This window comes from Salinirussus salinus (genome assembly GCF_009831455.1).
Lineage (GTDB): Archaea > Halobacteriota > Halobacteria > Halobacteriales > Haloarculaceae > Salinirussus > Salinirussus salinus.
Window position 1 is genome coordinate 166,093 of record NZ_WOWO01000001.1, and the last position, 19,896, is coordinate 185,988.

23 protein-coding genes and 1 tRNA gene are annotated in these 19,896 nt (G+C 69.0%); 10 read left to right on the forward strand and 14 right to left on the reverse strand.

The annotated features are described in order from the left end of the window. Entirely contained in the window at positions 1 to 1,563 is a 1,563-nt protein-coding gene (locus tag GN153_RS00790; protein ID WP_159898807.1) for a DNA-directed RNA polymerase subunit B'', read from the reverse strand. Beyond that, positions 1,563 to 1,790, reverse strand: a complete 228-nt coding sequence (locus GN153_RS00795) for a DNA-directed RNA polymerase subunit H (RefSeq protein WP_159898809.1) — start codon at positions 1,788 to 1,790, stop codon at positions 1,563 to 1,565. The genes GN153_RS00790 and GN153_RS00795 overlap by 1 nt, the downstream gene beginning before the upstream one ends. Positions 1,791 to 2,025: 235 nt before the next feature. Here GN153_RS00795 and GN153_RS00800 point away from each other — a divergent pair. Then, positions 2,026 to 2,098, forward strand: a tRNA-Asp gene (locus tag GN153_RS00800). A 356-nt stretch (positions 2,099 to 2,454) separates the two neighbouring features. On the opposite strand, the gene GN153_RS00805 is transcribed toward GN153_RS00800, so the two are convergent. After that, complete coding sequence (locus GN153_RS00805) at positions 2,455 to 3,666, reverse strand: APC family permease (RefSeq protein WP_159898811.1); 1,212 nt, start codon at positions 3,664 to 3,666, stop codon at positions 2,455 to 2,457. Between the two features lie 287 nt (positions 3,667 to 3,953). Here GN153_RS00805 and GN153_RS00810 point away from each other — a divergent pair, with 287 nt between their 5' ends. After that, positions 3,954 to 4,874, forward strand: a complete 921-nt coding sequence (locus GN153_RS00810; RefSeq protein ID WP_159898813.1) for a sodium:calcium antiporter — start codon at positions 3,954 to 3,956, stop codon at positions 4,872 to 4,874. Between the two features lie 42 nt (positions 4,875 to 4,916). Here the strand turns inward: GN153_RS00810 and GN153_RS00815 are convergent, their stop codons facing one another. Continuing rightward, on the reverse strand, positions 4,917 to 5,390 hold the full coding sequence (locus tag GN153_RS00815) for a redoxin domain-containing protein (RefSeq protein ID WP_159898815.1): 474 nt from the start codon (positions 5,388 to 5,390) through the stop codon (positions 4,917 to 4,919). A gap of 106 nt (positions 5,391 to 5,496) precedes the next feature. Between GN153_RS00815 and GN153_RS00820 the strand changes: the two genes are divergently transcribed. After that, entirely contained in the window at positions 5,497 to 6,531 is a 1,035-nt protein-coding gene (locus GN153_RS00820) for a sodium:calcium antiporter (protein ID WP_159898817.1), read from the forward strand. A gap of 4 nt (positions 6,532 to 6,535) precedes the next feature. Here GN153_RS00820 and GN153_RS00825 read toward each other — a convergent pair whose 3' ends face one another. After that, positions 6,536 to 7,192 (reverse strand): helix-turn-helix domain-containing protein, encoded by a 657-nt coding sequence (locus GN153_RS00825; RefSeq protein WP_159898819.1) that lies wholly within the window; start codon positions 7,190 to 7,192, stop codon positions 6,536 to 6,538. Between the two features lie 83 nt (positions 7,193 to 7,275). Here GN153_RS00825 and GN153_RS00830 point away from each other — a divergent pair, with 83 nt between their 5' ends. Continuing rightward, a complete protein-coding gene (locus tag GN153_RS00830; RefSeq protein WP_159898821.1) occupies positions 7,276 to 8,637 on the forward strand; it encodes a cytochrome P450 in 1,362 nt (453 codons plus the stop codon). A 60-nt stretch (positions 8,638 to 8,697) separates the two neighbouring features. Here the strand turns inward: GN153_RS00830 and GN153_RS00835 are convergent, their stop codons facing one another. The 4 genes from GN153_RS00835 to GN153_RS00850 all read right to left on the reverse strand — a co-directional run bounded on the left by GN153_RS00835 (position 8,698) and on the right by GN153_RS00850 (position 11,223). Continuing rightward, a complete protein-coding gene (locus GN153_RS00835) occupies positions 8,698 to 8,886 on the reverse strand; it encodes a hypothetical protein (RefSeq protein ID WP_159898823.1) in 189 nt (62 codons plus the stop codon). A 370-nt stretch (positions 8,887 to 9,256) separates the two neighbouring features. Beyond that, positions 9,257 to 10,384 (reverse strand): aminotransferase class V-fold PLP-dependent enzyme, encoded by a 1,128-nt coding sequence (locus tag GN153_RS00840; RefSeq protein WP_159898825.1) that lies wholly within the window; start codon positions 10,382 to 10,384, stop codon positions 9,257 to 9,259. A 91-nt stretch (positions 10,385 to 10,475) separates the two neighbouring features. Further along, positions 10,476 to 10,820 carry a fluoride efflux transporter FluC gene (locus GN153_RS00845; RefSeq protein WP_394350868.1) on the reverse strand — a complete coding sequence of 115 codons (345 nt, stop codon included), beginning with the start codon at positions 10,818 to 10,820 and terminating at the stop codon, positions 10,476 to 10,478. A 22-nt stretch (positions 10,821 to 10,842) separates the two neighbouring features. Next, on the reverse strand, positions 10,843 to 11,223 hold the full coding sequence (locus tag GN153_RS00850) for a fluoride efflux transporter FluC (protein ID WP_159898829.1): 381 nt from the start codon (positions 11,221 to 11,223) through the stop codon (positions 10,843 to 10,845). 105 nt (positions 11,224 to 11,328) lie between these two features. On the opposite strand from GN153_RS00850, the gene GN153_RS00855 reads away from it, so the two are divergent. After that, a complete protein-coding gene (locus GN153_RS00855) occupies positions 11,329 to 11,772 on the forward strand; it encodes a DUF7382 domain-containing protein (RefSeq protein WP_159898831.1) in 444 nt (147 codons plus the stop codon). Here GN153_RS00855 and GN153_RS00860 read toward each other — a convergent pair. The 4 genes from GN153_RS00860 to GN153_RS00875 all read right to left on the reverse strand — a co-directional run bounded on the left by GN153_RS00860 (position 11,769) and on the right by GN153_RS00875 (position 14,870). Beyond that, entirely contained in the window at positions 11,769 to 12,500 is a 732-nt protein-coding gene (locus tag GN153_RS00860) for a protein-L-isoaspartate O-methyltransferase family protein (RefSeq protein WP_159898833.1), read from the reverse strand. The genes GN153_RS00855 and GN153_RS00860 overlap by 4 nt on opposite strands. Before the next feature lie 44 nt (positions 12,501 to 12,544). Continuing rightward, entirely contained in the window at positions 12,545 to 13,174 is a 630-nt protein-coding gene (locus tag GN153_RS00865; RefSeq protein ID WP_159898835.1) for a protein-L-isoaspartate(D-aspartate) O-methyltransferase, read from the reverse strand. Between the two features lies 1 nt (position 13,175). Then, entirely contained in the window at positions 13,176 to 13,838 is a 663-nt protein-coding gene (locus GN153_RS00870) for an HVO_0476 family zinc finger protein (protein WP_159898837.1), read from the reverse strand. A 75-nt stretch (positions 13,839 to 13,913) separates the two neighbouring features. Then, the gene (locus GN153_RS00875) at positions 13,914 to 14,870 is read right to left on the reverse strand and encodes an aminopeptidase (RefSeq protein WP_159898839.1); all 957 of its coding nucleotides are present in this window, start codon (positions 14,868 to 14,870) and stop codon (positions 13,914 to 13,916) included. 90 nt (positions 14,871 to 14,960) lie between these two features. Between GN153_RS00875 and GN153_RS00880 the strand changes: the two genes are divergently transcribed. The 4 genes from GN153_RS00880 to GN153_RS00895 all read left to right on the forward strand — a co-directional run bounded on the left by GN153_RS00880 (position 14,961) and on the right by GN153_RS00895 (position 17,504). Beyond that, on the forward strand, positions 14,961 to 15,437 hold the full coding sequence (locus tag GN153_RS00880; RefSeq protein ID WP_159898841.1) for a hypothetical protein: 477 nt from the start codon (positions 14,961 to 14,963) through the stop codon (positions 15,435 to 15,437). A 43-nt stretch (positions 15,438 to 15,480) separates the two neighbouring features. Next, complete coding sequence (locus GN153_RS00885) at positions 15,481 to 15,867, forward strand: DUF7522 family protein (protein WP_159898843.1); 387 nt, start codon at positions 15,481 to 15,483, stop codon at positions 15,865 to 15,867. A gap of 76 nt (positions 15,868 to 15,943) precedes the next feature. Then, positions 15,944 to 17,194: a DNA double-strand break repair nuclease NurA gene (locus GN153_RS00890; RefSeq protein WP_159898845.1), complete on the forward strand. Its 1,251-nt coding sequence runs from the start codon at positions 15,944 to 15,946 to the stop codon at positions 17,192 to 17,194. Between the two features lie 112 nt (positions 17,195 to 17,306). After that, positions 17,307 to 17,504 (forward strand): hypothetical protein, encoded by a 198-nt coding sequence (locus GN153_RS00895; protein ID WP_159898847.1) that lies wholly within the window; start codon positions 17,307 to 17,309, stop codon positions 17,502 to 17,504. A 43-nt stretch (positions 17,505 to 17,547) separates the two neighbouring features. Here GN153_RS00895 and GN153_RS00900 read toward each other — a convergent pair whose 3' ends face one another. Continuing rightward, positions 17,548 to 17,892: a DUF7113 family protein gene (locus GN153_RS00900; RefSeq protein ID WP_159898849.1), complete on the reverse strand. Its 345-nt coding sequence runs from the start codon at positions 17,890 to 17,892 to the stop codon at positions 17,548 to 17,550. A 100-nt stretch (positions 17,893 to 17,992) separates the two neighbouring features. On the opposite strand from GN153_RS00900, the gene GN153_RS00905 reads away from it, so the two are divergent. Further along, entirely contained in the window at positions 17,993 to 19,837 is a 1,845-nt protein-coding gene (locus GN153_RS00905) for an ATP-binding protein (protein ID WP_159898851.1), read from the forward strand. Positions 19,838 to 19,896 lie beyond the last annotated feature (59 nt).

Sequence of the window (19,896 nt, forward strand, 5' to 3'; positions counted from 1 at the left end):
TTAGTCGTCCGCGGGCTGTTCGACACTCTCGATGCCGGGGATGCCCTGGACCCCCATCTCCGCGAGTTCCTGTTTCAGCTCCTGTTCGTCGGCCACGTTCTGGGACAGTTCCATGGCCTGGGCGAAGTTTTTCACCAGGCCACAGTTGGGCCCCTCCGGCGTCTCGGAGGGACAGATGCGACCCCACTGGGTCGCGTGCAGGTCGCGGGCCTCGAAGTGCGGTTGCGAGCGGGAGAGTGGGGAGCGCAGCCGCCGGAGGTGTGAGAGGACGCCCATGTAGTCTGTGCGGTCGACCAGCTGGCTCACGCCCGAGCGGCCGCCGACCCAGTTGCCCGTGGCGATGGGATGCTCGAGTCGCTCGGTCAGCACGTCCGACCGGACGACCGTCGACACCGAGAGGTTCCGGTTGCGCATGTTCGCGCGCTCGAGCTGGTATTTCACGTCCCGTGCCAGCTTGTTCAGCGCCGTCCGGAACAGGTCACGCATCAGGTCGCCCGACACTTTCAGGCGCTTGTTGGCGTAGTGGTCCTTGTCGTCCGGGTCACGGCGGTCCAGCGCGAGCTCGAAGCAGGCCTCGGCCATCCGGCAGAGGTAGTAGGCCTTGTTGATCCGGACGTCCTCCTCGTCGACGCCCTCCTCGTGGAGATGTGGCAGCAGGTACCGGTCGATGACGTAGTTTGCGCGCTTGAGCTGGTAGTTTTTGCCCTGGCCGGAGGCGACCCGCTGGCCCAGCGTCTCGATGGCCTCCTCGGTGGTCTGGACCTCCGCGGCCTCCAGGTTCTCCAGCATGAACTTCACGATCTCCGGGTCGTCGGAGACCCGGTGGACGATCTCCTCGTCGGACTCCAGTCCGAGTGCGCGCACGAGCGTCACGAAGTTGACGTCGCCCGACACGGAAGGGAAAGAAACCTGCAACAGGCCGTCGCGCTGGCGCTCGACGAGCACCAGGGCGCGATACCCGCGGCGCTGGCTGAAGGTCTTGGCGACCTCGATGGTGTCGCCGTACTTGGTGTCGGTCTCGGCGAGGATCTTGTTCGGTGCCAGGTCCTCGCTGGTCATCAGGACGCGCTCGGAGCCGTTGACGATGAAGTAGCCGCCGGGGTCGGCGGGGTCCTCGCCGATGTCGATCAGTTCCTCGCGGGTGAAGCCCGCGATGTTGCACTTCTCGGAGCCGACCATGACCGGCATCCGGCCGATCTTGGTCTCGGTCTGGTCGACGACCCGCTCCTCCTCCTCGATGCCGCCCTTGATGATGGCCATCTCCATGAAGACGGGGGCGGCGTAGGTGATGTTCCGGAGGCGGGCCTCCTGGGGGTAGAGCAGTTCCTCGCTGCCGTCGGCCTCCCGCACGCGGGGCGTGACGACGCGCACGTCCCCGAGTTCGACGTAGACGGGCTCCTCACCCTCCTTGTCGCCGATGTCGGTGTCGATGGTTTCCTTCTCGTCGACGACCTGTTGCATCCCCCGGTCGAGAAAGGCGTTGAACGACCGGAAGTGGTGCTCTGCGAGCCGTTCACGGGAGAAGTACTCCCGCGAGATCTCTCGTTTGTCCTGAATATCCATTATTCCACCACCAGTCGGTAGACCACGGCCGTGTCCGTGGTCCGTGAGTTTCGTTCGATGCGGACGACGTCGCCGACCTCGGCCCCGTCCGGCAGGGCGGGGTCGGCGCGCTTGATCTTCGGCAGGTCCGTCTTTTTGATGTTGTACTCCTCGAGCACGTCCTCGAGCGCTCCCTCGTCGAGGACGGTGTGGTCCGGTACGAGTTCGTGTTGGCTTACATCTACCATGGTGTGGCCGGCTGTAGAATGTTGGTCGAGATACTACAGCCCCATATATCGGGCGGCCACTTAACGCTTGCCAACTCCGCCGGCACGGGCTACCGGGCCCGGCCCGCCGGGCGGGCGAGCAGAGGGAAAAGTACCCTGTAGCCTACGCTTGTGCGGCCACGGTAGAAAAACTCTCGGGTGGCCCGCGGCGGTTTGGAAAGCCTTAAGAGTAAAACCGGGATACGTTGGGGTGCGAGCCCGGGTGGTGTAGTGGCCCATCATACGACCCTGTCACGGTCGTGACGCGGGTTCAAATCCCGCCTCGGGCGTACTTTTGCGGCGAGCGAACCCGCGAGCCGCAAATACGCAACGAGGGATTTGAATCACGCAAATCCGAGCGGCAGCGAGGATTTGCAATCGGGTTCAAATCCCGCCTCGGGCGTCTTCTGCGACGAACGGACGTGAGGCCGCTTCTTTGAATTCCACCCGCCAGCGGGGCGTCTCGTCGGCACGGAAAGACAGGCAGCGCGCTGGTTCACGCGGGACAGCCATATCTGTGCTCCCGATGGTGACGAGAGTGATCCGAGCCGCGTTCCGGGCCGTGTCGCGAAGGGGTTACCGAAGGCTACTGTGCCCCCGGAAGCAGAGGGCGTCTCGGGGACGGCCATGCGAACTGAGGGTCTCGCTACCACGAGAGGATGTAGAACGCGATCAGTCCGAGAGAGGAGAGAAGTCCGGCAACCGCCGTGACCGACACCTGACCGACGTTGAGGGGCGTTCGAAACCCCCGTTCCAGCTCCGGCCGCGAATACCGGAGTTTCAACAGCGCGGCGTTCACGAGCACGAAGACGACCAGCAGCATGAGGTTGGCCAGTCCGGCGACGACCCCGATATCTCCGAGAAAAATGAAGGGGAGCGTGGCGAGGCCGATAACCACCACTGCGTAGTGGGGCGTCTGACGGGACGGGTGAACGCGAGAGAAAACCGCCGGGAAGACGTTGTACTCCGATTTCGACACGCCGTAGAACAGGCGCGAAGTCGAAATCTGGAGGATGAGCACGGTGTTCGTCGTCGAGAAGAGGGCGATCGCGCCGAGAACTGTCGACCCGAGTGGCCCCCAGCCGACCCGGGCGACCTCTGCCAGCGGCGACGCCGAACGGCCCAGAACGCGCCAGTCGACCAGCGCGACCGCCGATAACCCGACCAGAACGTACAGGACCGTCGTAATACCGATCGAGAGGATGATCGCACGCGGGATCGTCACGGTCGCGTCCTCGGTTTCTTCCGAGAGGTTGACGACCGACCCGAAGCCGAGGTAGGCGAAGAAGATCAGAAACCCCGCGTGGACGACGCCAACTGCGCCGTTCGGGGCGTGGAGGATCTCGGCGTTACCCCAGGACCCACTCGCGATCCAGATGATTATCACCAGTCCGGCGACTTCGATGGCGGTGAAGAGGATGTTGATCTTGGTGGACAGTTCGATCCCCCAGAAGTTGACGACGGTCATGACGAGGACGAGGAGAACGGCGACCGGGACCGCCGGCACGTCGACGAAGGCGGAGAGATAGCCCGAGAAGGCCAGCGCAACCGCCGCGGACGAGATGACGCCCATGAACAGCCGGCCGAGGGCTGTCACGTCTGAGACGATGTCCCGGTCGAACGCCTCGCGAACGTAGATGTAATCACCCTCCGCGCTGGGAAAGAGCGAGGCGAGTTCGGCGTAGCTCAGGCCCGTCAGTGACGCGATCAGGGCGGCCAGCAGAAACGAGACCACGATCGAGTCGCCGGTCACGCCGGTCGCCTCGCCGAGGATCGCGTAGATCCCGGCGCCGAGGATCAGGCCGACGCCGTAGACGACGGCTTCGAGGAGTCCGAGTTCGCGACGTAACTCCGGCATCACTCACTCCGTCTCGGTGTCGGTACAAAAACACGATGTCCGAGGGGGTCGACGCACAGCGGGGCCGACCCCCGTACCGGAACGGAGGGAGCCGCCACGCCGTGTGTGGGTGGCCCACGAGTTCGTCTCGACGTGGACGACCGGTTTGTATCGTCGTGGATGACGGGTTCGTCTCGACGTGGATGCGAGCAGAATTGGTCGTAACTGTGTGCGGCGTCGTTGCCGAAAGAGGCATCTGCACCCCCTGCGATAGATGCTCACCACTCACCGCGAGGAGGCGGTCGATAATGCTACTGGAGGCGCTGTTGTTTTTGGGCGGCCTGGCAGCCCTCGCTGCCGGGGCTGACCGTGCAGTCACCAGCGCAGGTGACCTGGCGCTCTACTACGGCGTCTCGCCGTTTTTCATCGGCGTCACGCTCATCTCCATCGGAACCTCGATCCCGGAGATGGTCACCTCGGTCTACGCCGCTTACTACGGTGCCGGTGACCTCGTGGTGGGGAACATCGTCGGCTCGGAGACCGCACAGATCACACTCGCCATTGCCGTCGTCGCGTTCATCGCCCCCTTCGTCACCCAGCGACGCCATGTCCTCGTCTACGGGAGCGCGATGATCCTCGCGATGGTCATCATGCTGTTAACCCTCGACGACGGGGTCATCGGCCGCTCGGAGGGGTTTCTGATGATGCTGGCTTACCTCCAGTTCATCTACACGCTGTACACGAACAAGGGTGGCGAGGAGATCACCGAGGAGGTTATCGAGGAACCCCGGACGCCACGCGAGACGTACCCCTGGATCGTCGGAGGCCTTCTGCTGGTCGTCGTTGGCGGGCAAGTGATGGTCACGAACGGCGTCGCTATTGCTCGCCTGGTCGGTGTCCCCGAGTTCCTCGTCGGCCTGCTGACCGGTCTGGGGACGACTCTCCCGGAGGTCGTCGTCGCGGGCATCGCCGCCTACGAAGGTCGGGGCGGTATCTCCGTCGGCGCGATCCTCGGGAGCAACATCACCGACCCCGTGTTCTCGCTTGGGATCGGTGCCCTCTTTTTCGACGTGGTCGTCGAGGATATCTCCGCGCTGCGGCCATCGTTGACCTACATGCTCCTCGTCTCCATTCTGGTGTTGGGGCTGTTCTACTGGCGACAGGGCATCGACCGGAAGGCAGCCGTCGTCTGCCTGCTGTTGTATATTCCGACGTTTTTCTTGCTGTAGTCTCACGAGGGTTGTGGAGGGCTCGCCCGGCGACCGGTCCCGCTACACCGCCCGGACGGCCTCAAGGAGGGCCTTGTAGTCGGGTTCGTTCGTCGGGTCGTCGGCCACCCAGCTGTAGGTGACGGTACCGTCCTCGTCGAGGACGTAGACGGCCCGGTTGGCGGCACCGTACAGCCCCAGGTCGGGGAGGTCGAGCGAGAGGTCGTAGGCCGCGATGGCGTCACCGTCCATGTCGCTGACGAGGTCGAACTCGAGGCCGTACTCCTCGGCAAAGGCGCCCAGGGAGAACGACGAGTCGGTGCTGACCCTGAAGAGGGTCGCTCCCGCGTCCTCGAACTCGCCGAGGCGTTCCTGGAGCGCGACCATTTCGTTCGAACACGGCGGGGTAAAGGCCCCGGGGAAGAAGGCCAGCACGACCGGTCCGTCGCCGAGGTGGTCAGCGAGGGCGAACGTCTCGTGGTTGCTCCCTCTGTACGTGGCGGTGAACGTCGGCGCGGTCTCGCCTGTCGAAGGCATGACGAACGAGGCTACGGCCGCAGCGCTCATAACGCCTTGACCGAACAGCCTCGGGTCGCGTCCCGGATAGTCACAGTTACACGGCCCACCCTCGTTGGGCCCGACAATGGCACTCGGTGGGCTCCTCCCGAACACGCCGGTCGTCGACGTCGTCGTTGTCGTCGTCGCGACCGGGTTCGTCTGGCTCGGGAGCGGCTGGCTCGAGGAATCCGCCGAGCACCTCGCGGCGTACTACGGGCTACCGGCCGTCGTCCAGGGGTCGGTCGTCGTCGCCGTCGGGTCGAGCACCCCCGAACTCGCGAGCGTCGTCTTCACCGCCCTCGCCGGCATCTTCGACATGGGCGTCGGCGCGGTCGTCGGCTCCGCGATCTTCAACATCCTCGTGATCCCGGCACTCTCCGGGCTCGCCGCTAGGGGCGACCTGGACACGAACCGGACGCTCGTCTACAAGGAGGCACAGTTCTACATGATCGCCGTCGCCGCGCTCGTGTTGACCTTCGCGCTCGCGGTCATCTACGTCCCGCCTCCCGGCGGCCCCGCGCTCACCGGCCGGATCACGCGCCCGCTCGCCGTGCTCCCGCTGTTTCTGTACGGACTGTATCTGTTCATCCAGTGGCAGGACGTCAGCGACCACGACGCCGAGGACGTCACGGGGGTGGCCGTCGGCCGCGAGTGGGCGAAACTCGCCGCCGGCCTGCTCGTCATCCTCGTGGCCGTCGAGCAGCTCGTCGGGAGCGTCGAGTCGCTCGGAACGACCTTCGGGGTCCCGGAATTCCTGGCCGGCGTCACCCTCGTCGCGGCGGCGACGAGCCTCCCGGACACGCTGGTGAGCGTTCGGTCGGCCAGAGCCGACAAGGGGGTCACGAGCCTCGGCAACGTCCTCGGCTCGAACACCTTCGACCTCCTGGTGGTCATCCCGGTCGGGGTGCTCCTCGTCGGGACCGTGACTGTCGACTTCGCGGTTGCCGTCCCGATGTTCGGCGTGCTCACCCTGGCAACCGTGATTCTCTTCGCCTTCCTCCGGACGGACTTGGCGGTCACCACCGCGGAGGCGTACGCGCTGCTCGCGGTGTACGGCGTCTTCCTCGCGTGGGTCGTCGCCGAGACGCTCGGCGTCACCGGACTCATCAGGGGCGGGTGACGCGTCACCGTCGGGTGGAGACGACGGTGCCCATCACGGCCGCTTCGGCCTTCCGGAGGTGTGTGGAGACCGTCGACCCCGCGATGTCGAGTTCGTCGGCCACCTCCTCCAGGGTCGCCTCCCGGGGAACGTCGTAGTACCCGAGGCCGACGGCGGTCGCAACGACCTCCCGTTGGCGTTCGGTCAGCGCCGCTCCCGGATTCCGCCGCGGGTCGTACCCGCCGACGCGTTCCACGGTCGTGTCGATGCCCTCGGGGAGGTCGGCGAGCAGCGCGCGGAGGTCGTCGGGGTCACCGAGCACCTCGAAGACCGCGCTCCCGGCGTCGGTGTAGACGACCGGCGGCACGACGACGACCGACTCGCGGGCGAACGCGAGGATCCAGTCCCACTCCTCGCTGGTCGGCTCTGCGTGCACGAACGCCCAGACGGAGTCGTCGTCCGCCGGCGTCAGCGTGCAGTCAGCGACCGTCTCGACGTCCCGTATCCGCTCGCGGTAAGGCCCGGCGGGCCCGACGACGCGGAACAGCATCGCCGGCCGCTCGCCGACGAAGCGCCAGGTCCAGAGCTCCTCGCGGTCCATCTCCGGGTGCGTCACGAGGAAGTCGTGCATGGGATGGCGCGTCTCCGGGGAGAACTCGAGCCTGACGCACAGATACCGCATATCCGAGCGTGTGGCGGGCATCACTTAAACGGGGTCGTATGGCCGCCTCAACGCTCAGGGGCCACGGCCGCCAACAGTGAGGTATGAGCCAGCAGACCCAGCACGACCGGCAGCGCGAGCCACCCCTTCCCCCGAAGCGGACCGGTCTCCCGCTGGTCGGGAGCGCGGTACGGTTCGCGCGCGACCCGTACGCCTTCTACGAGAGCGTCGCGGACAACGGCGACGTGGTTCGGTTCTCGATGGGGAGCTACGACATGGTGGCCGTTCTCCACCCCGACGGGGTCGAGCAGGTCCTGGTCGAGGAGTTCGAGCGGTTCCGGAAACCCGACGACGCGGGCGGGGTCGACGTCCTCTCGGACGGATTGCTGCTGACCGACGGCGAGCGGTGGCAGGCACAGCGGTCGCGGCTGCAGCCGATGTTCTACCGCGAGCGGATCGAGACCTACGCCGAGACGATGGGCAGCTACGCGGCCGCCGCGGCAGACGAGTGGGCTGCCGAGGGAAGCGTCGCTCTCTCGGAGGCGACCTCGACGTACACGCTGCGGGTACTCGGGAAGACGCTGTTCGGCGTCAACACCGACGACCACCGGGAGGCCGTCCGGGCCGGCGCCGAGGCGATCCGCGAGCGCAGCAGCCGGAATCCGGTCTCACTGGACCTCCCCGACTGGCTCCCCACGCCCGGAAACCGGCGGTACCGGCGCGGCGTCACCCGGCTCGAAGGCGTCGTCGACGACCTCCTCGACGAGCGCCGCGACAGCCCGGACGGCGATGACCTCCTGTCGCTGCTGCTCGCGGCGACGGACGGCGAGGGGGAGGGGACCGGCCCGACCGAGAGCGAGATCCGCAGCCAGCTGATGACCTTCCTGTTCGCCGGCCACGAGACCAGCGCCACCGCGCTGACGTGGGCGCTGTACGAACTCGGGCGCAAACCGGAGGTCGCCCGGCGGCTCCGCGAGGAGGTCGACGACGTGGTGACGGGGCCACACGCGACGCTCGCCGATATCCCCGACCTGGCGTACACGGAGCAGGTCCTCAGGGAGACGCTGCGGCGGTACCCGCCGGCGGCTGCGGTCTTCCGGGAGGCCGACGAGGACGTGACCGTCGGCGGCTACCGGGTCCCCGAGGACAGCTACGTCGTCCTCCCGCAGTTTCACGTCCATACCGACGACCGCTGGTGGGACGAGCCGCTGCAGTTCGACCCGTCCCGGTGGGACGGTATCGACGAGCCGCCGGGCGACCGGCCGGAGTACGCCTACTTCCCCTTCGGCGGCGGGCCCCGTCACTGCATCGGGATGCGGTTCGCGCGCATGGAACTGAAGCTCGCGCTCGCGACGGTCGCACGGCGGTGCCGGGTGACACACGACCACGACGACGTCGCCGTCGACGTCGGGTCGACGGTCGCTCCCGGGGAGACGGTCCGTGCGACCATCGAGCGCCGGGAGTAAGGCCGGGCACGGGCGTATCAGCGAAACCGGGGCCGGGAACGAGTCCGGGGGGTGGCTCCCCTACCGGACGTCTTCGAGCGGGACTGCAGTCGAGACGTCGGCCGTGACCCACTCGGTCGTGAGCCGCTGGTTCTCCGGCGCGAAGACCGTCAGTTCGGCCGGGTCGGCCGCGTCGTCGTAGAGACACTCGAGTTCGAACTCCGGCGTCTCGCCCAGCGCCTCCGCCGGCGGCTCGTGTACTGCGTCCATCAGGTCGACGACCCCCCGCAGTCGGCGCACAGCCGCCTGCCTGCGCGGCCGACTTCGACGGGCACGCTGTTTCCACACCTCGGACACCGGGACCTGGTGCGTGCGTATTCGGTGTGTGACTGGACCGGCGATATTTCACTTTTTGCTGGCATACCAGTATGGAATGGCACTATTAACAAATATCTTTGGGTATTCATCCATACTTACCCCGCGAAAGACCACACACTGCCTTTCATTGTCGTCCACGCACGACGGACTGTCAGAAGCGGAAGTCAGTGGCTGGCGGGACCGACGGCTTCCGGGCTGGCGAACGGCCCGGTTCGGGACGAGGAAGGGGTGACTCCGGTCTGAGGCTCGCCGGCAGTGACGGCTACAGCGCGTCGAGGAGCGCGTCGATGTCCCCGGCGGTGTTGAAGACGTGGACCGACACCCGGCAGGCGTGGGGGTCGGGGATGGAGCGGATCCTGACGCCGGCCTCGTCGAGGCGGTCGACGACGGCGTCGGGGTTCTCGGCCGCGAAGGTGACCAGTCCGGACTCGTAGTCGCGGGGGCTCAGCAGCCGGTCGCCCAGCCCCTCCTTCAGCCGGTCGGTCAGCTCGGCGATGCGGGACTGGACGGTGTCCAGTCCCACGGCTTCGATGGTCTCGATGCCGGCCTCCAGCCCGACGTGGGGCGCCATGGCGTCGGTTCCGAGTTCGAACCGGCTGGCGTCGGGGTTGAACTCGTAGCCCGCGGCCGCGCCGCCGACTTCCCCGTCGACCTCGACGGTATCGGCGCCGAAGTAGCCGATCCGGCGGGGGTGGAGGGTCTCCAGCGCGGCGCCGTCGACGTAGAGAAAGCCCGCACCCCAGGGGCCGAGCAGCCACTTGTGCCCGGAGCCGGCGACGAAGTCGGCGCCCCACTCGGTCACGTCGACCGGCATCTGTCCGGGGGACTGGACGGCGTCGACGAGCACCTGCGCGCCGGCGTCGTGGGCGATGTCGACGGCCTCGGCGACCGGCAGCTTCGTCCCGTAGTTCCAGGACAGCGAGCTGAGACAGAGCAGCCGGGCGTCCGCGACCGCAGCCTTCAGCTCGTCGAGGTCGAGCCGGCCGCGGTCGGTCGACAGTTCCCGGACCTCGACGCCGTGGAGGTCCCGCATCCGCGCCCACGGGAGTTCGCCCGCGGGGTGTTCGAGGTCGGTCCGCACCACGACGTCGTCGGGCTCCCAGTCGATGCCGGTGGCGACGTGGTTGATCCCGTCGACGGTGCTGTCGGTGAGTGCTATCTCGCCCGGAGCGGCGCCGAGGTGGTTCGCGACTGCCTCGCGGGCGCTCTCGCGGGCGTCCGTGGCCATCCCGTAGACCCCCTCGCCACAGGGGGCGTCGAACTGCTGGCCTTCCAGGAAGCCGGTGGCGGCATCGACGACTCGCCGGGGGCTCGGGCTGCTCGCGCCGGTGTTGAGATAGATACAGTCCGCGAGCGCCGGGATGTCGGCACGGAGCGATCCGGGGTCCATATCCAGGGGTTGGACGGGGAGGGCTTGAATCCCTGGCTTGCCGGGTGCCGGCGCGCAGGGACCGGGGGGAGCGCCCGGGTCGTCTGCGGCTTCAGACCACACTCACGAGCAGTGCCCCGAGGCCGACAGCCAGCAGCGCGCCCGCGAGATTGACGGCCGCGTTGCCGAGCGCGCGGCCGGGCTCGCCGGTTTCGGCCAGCCGGACGGTCTCGAAGGCAAACGAGGAGAAGGTCGTGAAGGCCCCGCAAAAGCCCGTCCCGAGAAACTGCAGCAGCGGGGCGTCGACGGGTGCGGCGACGAGGGCCCCGAGCAGGAAGCTCCCGAGGACGTTGACCGCCAGGGTGTCTCCCTGGCGGGCGTCGACCCGCTCGCCGAGGAGGTGGCGGGCCAGCGCCCCGACCACGCCGCCGAGGCCGACGAGCAGTGCCGGGTTCACGACTCCCACCTCGCAGTCCTTCTCACGATACCCACCTCGCGACGACCTGCCCGAGCAGGACGGCCCCGAACCCGAGCCCGTAGTTCAGCCCGACGTTGGTGGCCGCCATCGCGGGCGCGAGCCGGCTGGTCTCCAGCGCGAAGGCACTGTAGGTTGTAAAGGACGAGCAGAAGCCGGTCCCGACGACCAGCCGCGTCTCCGGGCTGAGCAGGTTCGCCAGCCGCGCCTCGTACAGCAGAACGCCCAGCAGGAAGGTCCCGAGGACGTTCGCGGCGAGGGTCCCGACGGGAAACGACGAGGGGAGCCAGACAGCCAGCCCGTACCGCAGGACGGCTCCGGCGAACCCGCCGGCGCCGACAAGCGCCAGCGGCCGCAGGCGCGCGAGCCGGCCTGTCCCGGTCATCGGGCAGGCCGACGGGGGGTTGGTACTACCCTGTTACGGTCGCGGTCGTCCGCCGCCCCTGCTGTCGGCCGGACGTTTATGCCGGAAGCCGGGACCACCCGCCCCATGGCACGACAGGACCGTCTGTGGCGCGACGAGCGCGCCATCGAGGGACTTCCGATCCGGCTGGTCATCGCGCTCGTGGTCGGCGTCGCCAGCCTCGCCGTGATGATGAACACGATCCAGGGGCTCGGCGCACTCGGCGTCAGCGAACTCGACGTCCAGCCTTCGCCGGACGTCGTCGAGCCCGGGACGCAGGAGGTCAACGTCACCGTCGTCGACAGCGGCGGCGACGCGGTGGCCAACGCCACCGTGGTCGCGAAAAGCGGGAGCGCGCGGCTGTCGGGCGTCACGACCGCCGAGACCGGCGCCGACGGGACGGCGACGCTGACGATCGACCCCCAACTGGGCCCCAATCGTGTCGAGGGGACCGTGGAACTGGACGTGAAACCGCCCTCAGACAGCTACGCCGACCGGCGCGGGAACACGGACATCCTGGTGGTGAGTTAGTCCCAGTCGATCCAGTCCAGCTCCCAGCCCTTGCGCCGGCGGGCGGCCCGCTCGGCGAACTCCCGGTCCTCCCGGCGGGTGCGGTTGCGCTCGACGGTCGTGGCCTGCTCGCCCTCGACGAGCATCGGGGCGAAGGCACACCCGCCCAGCCGCTCGGCCTCGCCGTCGGGGTCGAGGACCGCCAGCGACTGCTCGCCGGCGCCCAGCGGCATCACCAGCCGGCCCCCGGGCGCGAGCTGGTCGAGCAGGGCACGCGGCGGCCGGACGGCCGCTGCCTCCAGCAGGATCCGGTCGTAGGGCGCGTACTCCGGGAGGCCCTCGGCGCCGTCCTGGCAGTCGACGAGGACGGCCCCGTAGCCGGCGCTGGCGAGATTCTCGCGGGCCTCGTAGACCAGCCTGCGGGTGATGTCCACGGCCTGAACGCTGCGCGGGTCGGCCACCTCCGCGAGGACGGCGGCGGTGTAGCCGACGCCAGCCCCCACGACGAGTACCGAATCGTCGGCTCCCGCGTCGAGCGCCTCGAGCAACCGCCCGACCGTGCTCGGGGCGAGCACGCGCGTCCCCAGCCGCTCGTAGGGGCGGTCGGCGTACGCTTCCCGGCCGTCGGGGACGAACTCCTCCCGGGGAACTGCCCGCATCGCGACCGACAGCTCCTCGCTGCGGACACAGCCTTTGCTCTCGTGTTGGAGGCTGTCGACCATGTCGTCGCGCAGCACCGCGGGTTCCATACCCCGGCTTTCGCGCCGACGGTAATGAATTCACTGGGCCCCGCTCACTGCAGCGGGACGAAGCGGACGCCGCCGTGGCGCTCGCGGTCGAGCCCGCCGTCCTCGCGCTTGCGGGCGCGGACGAGCGTCTGGGTGCGCTCGCCGATCGGCGCGAGCACGAGCCCGCCGGCCCGGACCTGCTCGACCACCGCTTCCGGGAAGTCGGGCGCCGCACAGGTGAAGTAGGCGCGGTCGTAGGGGGCGTGTGCGGGCCAGCCCTCCCGGCCGTCGCCCGCCCGGACCGATACGTCCCCGTAGCCCGCCTTGCGGAGGGTCTCGCGGGCCTGGCGGGCGAGGCTGTCGTGGTACTCGACGCTATAGACGTTCCCGGCACCGACGACCTCCGCTGTGACCGCCGCGTGGTAGCCACAGCCGGTTCCCACCTCGAGGACGCGGTCGCCCTCCTCGGCTTCGAGCAGGTCGGTCATGATGGCGACCATGTGGGGGGCGCTGATGGTCTGACCCTCGCCGATGGGGAGTGGGGTGTCGTCGTAGGCTCCCGCCTGCCGGTCGGCGGGGACGAAGGCGTGGCGTGGGACGGCCCGCATCGCCCGCTCGGTCGCCGCCGAGAGGTCCCGGCGGTCGGTCAGCCGGTCGACCAGCGCCTCCCGCTCCCGCCGGCGGTCCCCGCTCATCCTACCACGCCGACCAGGCGCTGGTCGACTCGTCGCGGGCGTACACCCTGTTGATGTCCTTCGCGAGCGCGCTGTCGCCGTCGTGGTCGAGCTTGTCGAACTCGTAGCCGACGGCGTCCTCCCGGAGGTGGATCCCCTCGACGGTGAACTCCTCGCCGGCGAGGTCGTCGGTCTCGCCGACGACGAACTCGTAGTCCCCCGGCACCTGCAGCGAGACGCTCCGGGTCTCGTCGTGCGTTCCCTCTTTGGGGTGGACCGTGGCGTCCACGGTGACGTTTCCCACCGCCCGCGTCCACAGCGTCCGGGCGTCCTCGACGGCCGCCTCCTCGGCCCGGCCCTCGTCGAGTTCGACGCTCGTGATACGGACCGTCATGATGGCCTCGTCGGTCTCCAGCAGGAACTCCTCGCCGACGGCGACGGTCTCGGCCGCCGGCGCCTCCACGGTCGACGAGAAGGAGTCGCCATCCTGCGAGACGACGACCTCGCGCTCGACGGTCCGTTGCTCCGGCAGTTCCTCCTTGTGGACGTGGCCACACTCGGTACAGCGGACGGTTGCCCGTCCGCCATCCGCGAGCACCTCGTGGACCGTCTCGACGTCCGGCGAACAGGCCGGGCAGACGAGCCCGACCCGCTCGGCCGTGTCGGAGGTCGATGTTTCTGTCATATCTACGCGTACGCGAGTGAGGTACAAAAGGCGTCGGCACTCGCGGCGTCCCGTCGGAGGCGGTCCCAGGTGTGGCTACCTCGGGCTCGGCAGCTCGAGTTGCTCGCCGTCCACGTGGACCGTCGGCTCCGTCAGGACGCCGTCCTGGTGGATCGGCGCCTCGACGTCGCCGCCGATGCCGTGGTCGTCGCCGATGGCGAAGTGAACGGTCCCGGCGGCCTTCTCGTCCAGGAGCACCGACCCCACCAGTTCGGTGACCGCGAGGTTCGTCCCGATCCCCATCTCCGCGAAGTTGTAGGCGGCGTCGCCGGCCTCCGCCGCGGCGGCCTCGACCGAGTCCCGGAGTCCCTCGTCCTCGATGGACGTGACCTGGCCGTCCTCGACGGTGAAAGCGACGGTCTCGCCCGCCTCGAGGCGGCCGTGGGGCATCATCGTCCCGTCGACGACGACCCGTCCGTCGGCGGTCTCCGGGCTGACGAACACCTCGCCAGCGGGGAGATTGGACATCTCGCCCGCCCCGTGGACGACGCCAGTGTCCTCGCGCCACTGCCGGTCGCCCGGCCGGACCGTGATGTCCGTCCCCTGGGGGGAGGTGACCCGGAGCTCGTCGGCGCCGGCGACGGCCTCGTGGACCTCCGCACAGACCGCCGCGATCTCCTGGTAGTCGGCGTCCAGCCCCGTCCGGAAGACCTCCTCGGTGATGCCGGGCAGCGTCGCAACGCGGGCGCCGGCCTCGTTGGCGCCGGTCCGGGCGCGGGTGTGGCTGAGGCTCTTGGTCGTCGGCGCGAGCACCACGTCCGCGCCGGCCATCGCCGCCGCGACCGGCGCGGGCGGCTCCGCGCCGTGTTGCTCGCCCGGCGGATACCGCACCAGCGCGGCGTCCTCCGTTACTCCGGCGGCGACCTCGTACAGCGCCTCCCCGATGGCCTGGCGCTTGTCGTCGGTGACGACCGCACACGACTCCCCGGCTTCCAGGCCCATGCACTGCCGGACGGCGGTCTCCGCCGGCTCCCGGAGCGAGCTGTCGCTCATGCCCGGACAGTACAGGTGGGACGGATTAGGTCTTGTCCACGCTGGCGCGGACCGGAAGGGTTGAAATGGGAGAGCACGCTACCGGTGAACGTGACCCTCGACGCGCTCCCGGACCGGCCGCGGGTGTTCGACGGGCCCCCGGACCGGCGGTTTCTCGCCCTGGCCGTCGAGACGCTCGTCCAGGACGTGTCCCTGGACGGCGACGCAGACGTCGCGAGACAGCTGGGCGGGTACGCCCTCGGCGAGGAGGACCCACCCGCGGAGGCGCCCGAGTACGTCAGCCTCGCGGGCGACCGGCTCGAACTGTCGAACCCGCCCTTCGTCCTCGGGGCCATAGACGTCGAGGGCGGCGACCCCGCAGGTGAGGGGGAGTACCGCATCGAAGCGGGCTTCGACTCGGAGCTGAACCTGCTGATCGACCCGCCGGTCGAGGTCGTCTTCGAAGGGGAGTTCGAGGCGGTCCTGGAGGCACTGGAGGACACGCTGGCCCAGGTCTACCGGACCAGGGGGCGGTACCTCGAGCAGGTCGACGCGGGCGTGACAGACCCGGGGACGGCCGGCGAGTAGGGAGAGCACCGAAGTTATGTATCCGGGCGGCGAGGGGGAGGGTATGGGCTCGCAACTGCTGTCGGAGGAGCTGGCCGAGCACATCGTGACGACCGCCCGGACGGCCACCGGCGACAGCCTCCGCTCGGTCACCTACTTTACCCGCTCGGATTTCGACCAGCTCTATCTGCGCGAGGACCTGGAGCGCGACGCCGACCTCAACACCTTCGTCGGCCACGAGTGGCGGGGGTACCGCGAGACACAGAACGCCTACCAGAACTCCGAACTCGGGGGGTATCGCTTTACCGTCCGTGCCTTCGAGAACGGCTACCTGCTCCGCGTCGCTGCCGACCGCCGGGGCGTGCTGATCACCACCGACGGTCTCTCGATGCAGAGCTACGAGGAGGTCGCGGAGGCGCTGAGCCGGATGCTCGAGGAAGGCGGCGACTGAGTCGGCGGCCGACCGGCGGACAGTACTGCCGACTGACGCGCCCGGAGGTTTTTGAGCGGGGCCCCGAAGTGAGGGTATGACGCTCGACCCCGTCCACGTCGACGGTATCGCGCAGCTTGCGGGCCGCGTGGGCCGGACCGTGGACGACCGCGACCACGGCGAGGCCGCCGAGGCCGCCTGGGAGTTCCTCGACCCGCTGTACGACGACGGGGAGACGGTGCTCGAACCCCTGGGGGAGCACCGCCGCCGGAAGGTAGCCATCGAGGATGTCGCGCTCACGGAGTCCCCGTTTCCCACCCAGCACGGCCTCGACGCGGGGACGATCAACCCCACGACATTCAAAAACGGGCTGGTGCTGGACGTCTCCCAGGCCGCGATGGCTGCCGAGCCCTCCGACGTGGACCTCCACCGCGGCCGGACCATCGTGATGACTGTCCACACCAACGACCGGACCGCCGCCCCGGGCGAGGAGGGGTGGCGCGGCGGCGACCGCGGCTACGCCCGCCGGCGGGTACTCCATGCGCCGCGGGTCGACCGCTACGAGCAGACCGTCGTCCACGCGCTGGCGCTGTATCTCGCCGAGAGCGAGCACGCCCTCGCGCAGGCGGAAGTGGTCGACGACCTGCTGGTGCTCGACGGCCCCTTGTACCCCACAGGACTGTTGAAGTGGGGGGAGCGGGACCCGGAACTCCGGCGGCTGCTCACCGACGAGAAACAGCCCCGGGACGTGCTCGCGAACTACCTCGACCTCGTGGAGACGTTCGTCCGGCGGGACGTGCCGCTGGTGGGCTTCGTGAAGAACTCCGCCTCGAAGGCCATCACGCGGGTGCTCCGGGAGAAAACCGGCGCGCCGTGGGTCGACGACGAGGCCTTCTTCCGGCGGGTGCTCGAACGCCTCGACGGGGACGGAGAGCCGAAGACGGACGCACTGACATTCACCGGGTGGTTCCGCTCGCGGCTTGGGACCGACGCCGCGCTGGGCTGTGGGGAACTCGAGGTGCCCCACGAGCGCACGCTCGACGCGGAGGCCTACGAGGTCACCTTCTTCGTCGTCTACGATCCCAGAGACGACCTGGTCTACCGCGTCGAGGCGCCCTACGCGTTCACCCGCGACCCGGACCTGCGGGCGGACCTGACCACCCACCTGCTGTCGGAGGTGGCCGGCGAGCGGGGGCCGCCGCTGGCCGTCGGGAAGGCCGACGAGCTCGCCCGGATCGACCGGCAGGGGAAACGCACCCTCCGGCGGCGCATCGAGCGGGAGTTCGACACCGACCGCCAGCGCTCCTACGACGACAAGCGGTGGTCGGCCCTGGAGGGGATGCTGTGAGAGTCGACACCCACGACTCGCTGTCGGGGCAGGTCGCGCTCGTGACTGGCACCCGCGCGCCCTTTACGACCAAAGCAACAGAATGATTGGTCGGTGCGTGGTACCACAGCACATGGACCTCGTTTTGAACGAAGTCACGAACACGGTCCACAGACACGAGACGGGTCGGCCGGGCCGGCAGGCCGTCTGCGGGTCGATGTTTCACGTGTCCCACGACAACCTCAGGGTGGTCAGGGGAGCCGAACCAGGGGGTGAGGCGGCCAGCGCGACCAAGTGCGGGCGGTGTTTCGAGGACGGCGGGAGTTACTGAGCCCCGGTCGGGATGGGTCACGACCGGCCCGGCCGGCGTGCGGTCAGTGCTCGACCGCCTCGGGGGCGACCTCCTCGGTCTCGAAGGTGACCTCGTCGGTGACGCCGATCCGGGCGAACTGCTCGCGGACGTGGGCTTTCGCCGCCTGGATGGCCCGCTCGCGGTCGTCGTAGCCCCGCGGGGCGGGCTGCTCGAAGGCGACCTGAACCGCGCCGTCGTCGAGTTCGAGCGTCTGCCCGCCGGTTTCGACGGCGTAGAACTCGTCACAGACCCAGACGTAGGGCGCGCCCACGTCGGGCGCTCCCCGGTAGGACGGCGGCGTCTCCCCCGGCTCGTACAGCGTCCCCGTCAGCCCCGTTCCCCCGGCCAGCCCGCGGATGAGCAGCATGTCACTGGGTAGGTGCGGGACGGGCAAAAGGGGCGCGGCCCCCGACCAGTTCCGCTGCGGTGGGGAAACGGGTATGTACCGGCGGGAGTATGCTGTGGACATGTCCGACCTCGGGGATTTCACGGAATTCGACGGCGACGAAGGGGGTGGCGCCGACGAGGGCGGCGCCGACAGCGACGGCGGGGGAGCGGAGGCCGAGACCGGCGGCCGCGACGGCGGCGGGCCGGACGCCGAGGACGGCTTCGAGCGCTTCGAGACGGCGCCGGCCGGCCGGGACCGCGGCGTCGGCGTCCTCTCGGCGGCCGACGGGCTCCGGATCGCCGAGGAGGAGGAGGAGACCCGCCTGCGGGCGTACGTGACCGCGAACAACCGTTCGGGCGTGCGCGTGGGGTCGTACCTGCTCGCCCCCTACCCCGACGACGAGCGGCTGTTCTGCCGGGTTTCCGCGCTGGAGTACGCCCAGGAGTACCGCGCCGACGACGCCACCGAGATCCACGCCCGCCGGGCGATGCGCTCGGAGGGGATCGACGAGGAGGACTTCAAGCTGATGGCGACGCTGGACCCGGTGGCGGTGCTGTACGAGGACGACGGGGACCTCAAGCGCCGGATGACCGACCGCGTCCCCAAGCCCGAGACGGTGGTCCGGGAGGCCGAGGACAAGGCCGACATCAAGACGGGGCTGAAGATGCCCGCCGACGGTGTCTTCCTGGGACACCTGGCGGTCGGCGGCGAGAAGGTTCGGACGGCCGCCGAGCCGCCGACCATCGACTACCGGCTCAAAGACGACTACGACTCGGGGGACCCGCTGGTCTTTCGGCACACGCTCGTGGCCGGGGGGACGGGGTCGGGCAAGACCCACGCCGCGAAAAACGTCCTCCGGCAGTACCTGGGCGACCGCACCTACCCCGTCGAGACCGGCGCCGACCGCAAGATCACGCCCGCAGTCGTCCAGTTCGACCCCCAGGACGAGTACGCCCAGATGCGCCACGACGGCGAGTACCCCGAGGACTTCGCCCGCCGGCTGGACCGGGAGGGGATCGCCCACGGCGGCCACGAGGACACCGTCGCCTTCGTTCCCACGGTCGGCTCCGCGTCCTACTCCGCGAGCGGCCACCGCGCCGAGGAAGTCCGCTTCACGATCCCCTTCTCGATGGTGTACGAAAACCCCTGGCTGATCGCCGGCAGCGGCCTCAACGACAACCAGTACGCCGCGCTGACCGACGTGCTCCTGCCCCGCTTCCGCAGCGAGTACGGCCGCGAGGGCACCTACGACCAGTTCCTCTCGATGCTGGACGACCCGGCGCTGCGGGAGGAACTCGACGAGAGCGGGCGGGTCCACGAGGCCACCTTCGACGCCGTCTCCCGGCGGGCCCGCGGGTTCGGGAACGTCTTCGACCAGGACGCCAAGCCGGTCACCGAGCGGGTCCACGAACTCGTCCGGCCGGGCGGGCTGACGGTCGTCCCGACCTACCACATCACCTCCAGCCGGGACACCGAGACGGTGGTGCTGGCGCTGTCCTCGCTGCTGGTCGACCAGAAACTCTCGAACGACCCCCGCTACGACCGGATCAAGGAGACCCCCCTCGTGGTGGGGATGGACGAGGCCCACAACTTCCTGACCGACGCCGACAGCGTCCAGGCCCGGAAGGTGATCGGGAAGTTCACCGAGGCCGCAAAGCAGGGCCGCAAGGAACGGCTCGGACTGTTTCTGATCACCCAGGACCCGCAGGACATCGCCGACCCCGTCTTCAAGCAGATCAACACGACGGTCGTCCTGAATCTCGGGGACGAGGACGCCATCTCCGCGGTCAACATTCCAACGAACCTGGAGTCGAAAGTACCCTACATGGAGAAAGGGCAGATGGTGGTCTACTCGCCGGACAACTCCGAGCCCGTCGAGCTGGTGGGGCTTCCACACTGCGTGACCAGACACGGGCGGAGCTGAGCCGGGCTGGTCGCCGCGGTCCACGACCGCCGCCCGGAAACGGAGGCAAACGTTATCCC

Bases quoted from the DNA above. Each gene is read 5' to 3' on its own strand.
- GN153_RS00860 (WP_159898833.1), bottom strand. From the start codon at position 12,500: ATGGAACCCGCGGTGCTGCGCGACGACATGGTCGACAGCCTCCAACAC.
- GN153_RS00835 (WP_159898823.1), bottom strand. From the start codon at position 8,886: ATGGACGCAGTACACGAGCCGCCGGCGGAGGCGCTGGGCGAGACGCCG.
- GN153_RS00810 (WP_159898813.1), top strand. From the start codon at position 3,954: ATGCTACTGGAGGCGCTGTTGTTTTTGGGCGGCCTGGCAGCCCTCGCT.
- GN153_RS00850 (WP_159898829.1), bottom strand. From the start codon at position 11,223: ATGACCGGGACAGGCCGGCTCGCGCGCCTGCGGCCGCTGGCGCTTGTC.
- GN153_RS00885 (WP_159898843.1), top strand. From the start codon at position 15,481: ATGGGCTCGCAACTGCTGTCGGAGGAGCTGGCCGAGCACATCGTGACG.
- GN153_RS00900 (WP_159898849.1), bottom strand. From the start codon at position 17,892: ATGCTGCTCATCCGCGGGCTGGCCGGGGGAACGGGGCTGACGGGGACG.
- GN153_RS00790 (WP_159898807.1), bottom strand. From the start codon at position 1,563: ATGGATATTCAGGACAAACGAGAGATCTCGCGGGAGTACTTCTCCCGT.
- GN153_RS00890 (WP_159898845.1), top strand. From the start codon at position 15,944: ATGACGCTCGACCCCGTCCACGTCGACGGTATCGCGCAGCTTGCGGGC.
- GN153_RS00825 (WP_159898819.1), bottom strand. From the start codon at position 7,192: ATGCGGTATCTGTGCGTCAGGCTCGAGTTCTCCCCGGAGACGCGCCAT.
- GN153_RS00840 (WP_159898825.1), bottom strand. From the start codon at position 10,384: ATGGACCCCGGATCGCTCCGTGCCGACATCCCGGCGCTCGCGGACTGT.
- GN153_RS00820 (WP_159898817.1), top strand. From the start codon at position 5,497: ATGGCACTCGGTGGGCTCCTCCCGAACACGCCGGTCGTCGACGTCGTC.
- GN153_RS00795 (WP_159898809.1), bottom strand. From the start codon at position 1,790: ATGGTAGATGTAAGCCAACACGAACTCGTACCGGACCACACCGTCCTC.
- GN153_RS00905 (WP_159898851.1), top strand. From the start codon at position 17,993: ATGTCCGACCTCGGGGATTTCACGGAATTCGACGGCGACGAAGGGGGT.
- GN153_RS00870 (WP_159898837.1), bottom strand. From the start codon at position 13,838: ATGACAGAAACATCGACCTCCGACACGGCCGAGCGGGTCGGGCTCGTC.
- GN153_RS00855 (WP_159898831.1), top strand. From the start codon at position 11,329: ATGGCACGACAGGACCGTCTGTGGCGCGACGAGCGCGCCATCGAGGGA.
- GN153_RS00875 (WP_159898839.1), bottom strand. From the start codon at position 14,870: ATGAGCGACAGCTCGCTCCGGGAGCCGGCGGAGACCGCCGTCCGGCAG.
- GN153_RS00830 (WP_159898821.1), top strand. From the start codon at position 7,276: ATGAGCCAGCAGACCCAGCACGACCGGCAGCGCGAGCCACCCCTTCCC.
- GN153_RS00815 (WP_159898815.1), bottom strand. From the start codon at position 5,390: ATGCCTTCGACAGGCGAGACCGCGCCGACGTTCACCGCCACGTACAGA.
- GN153_RS00865 (WP_159898835.1), bottom strand. From the start codon at position 13,174: ATGAGCGGGGACCGCCGGCGGGAGCGGGAGGCGCTGGTCGACCGGCTG.
- GN153_RS00805 (WP_159898811.1), bottom strand. From the start codon at position 3,666: ATGCCGGAGTTACGTCGCGAACTCGGACTCCTCGAAGCCGTCGTCTAC.
- GN153_RS00895 (WP_159898847.1), top strand. From the start codon at position 17,307: ATGGACCTCGTTTTGAACGAAGTCACGAACACGGTCCACAGACACGAG.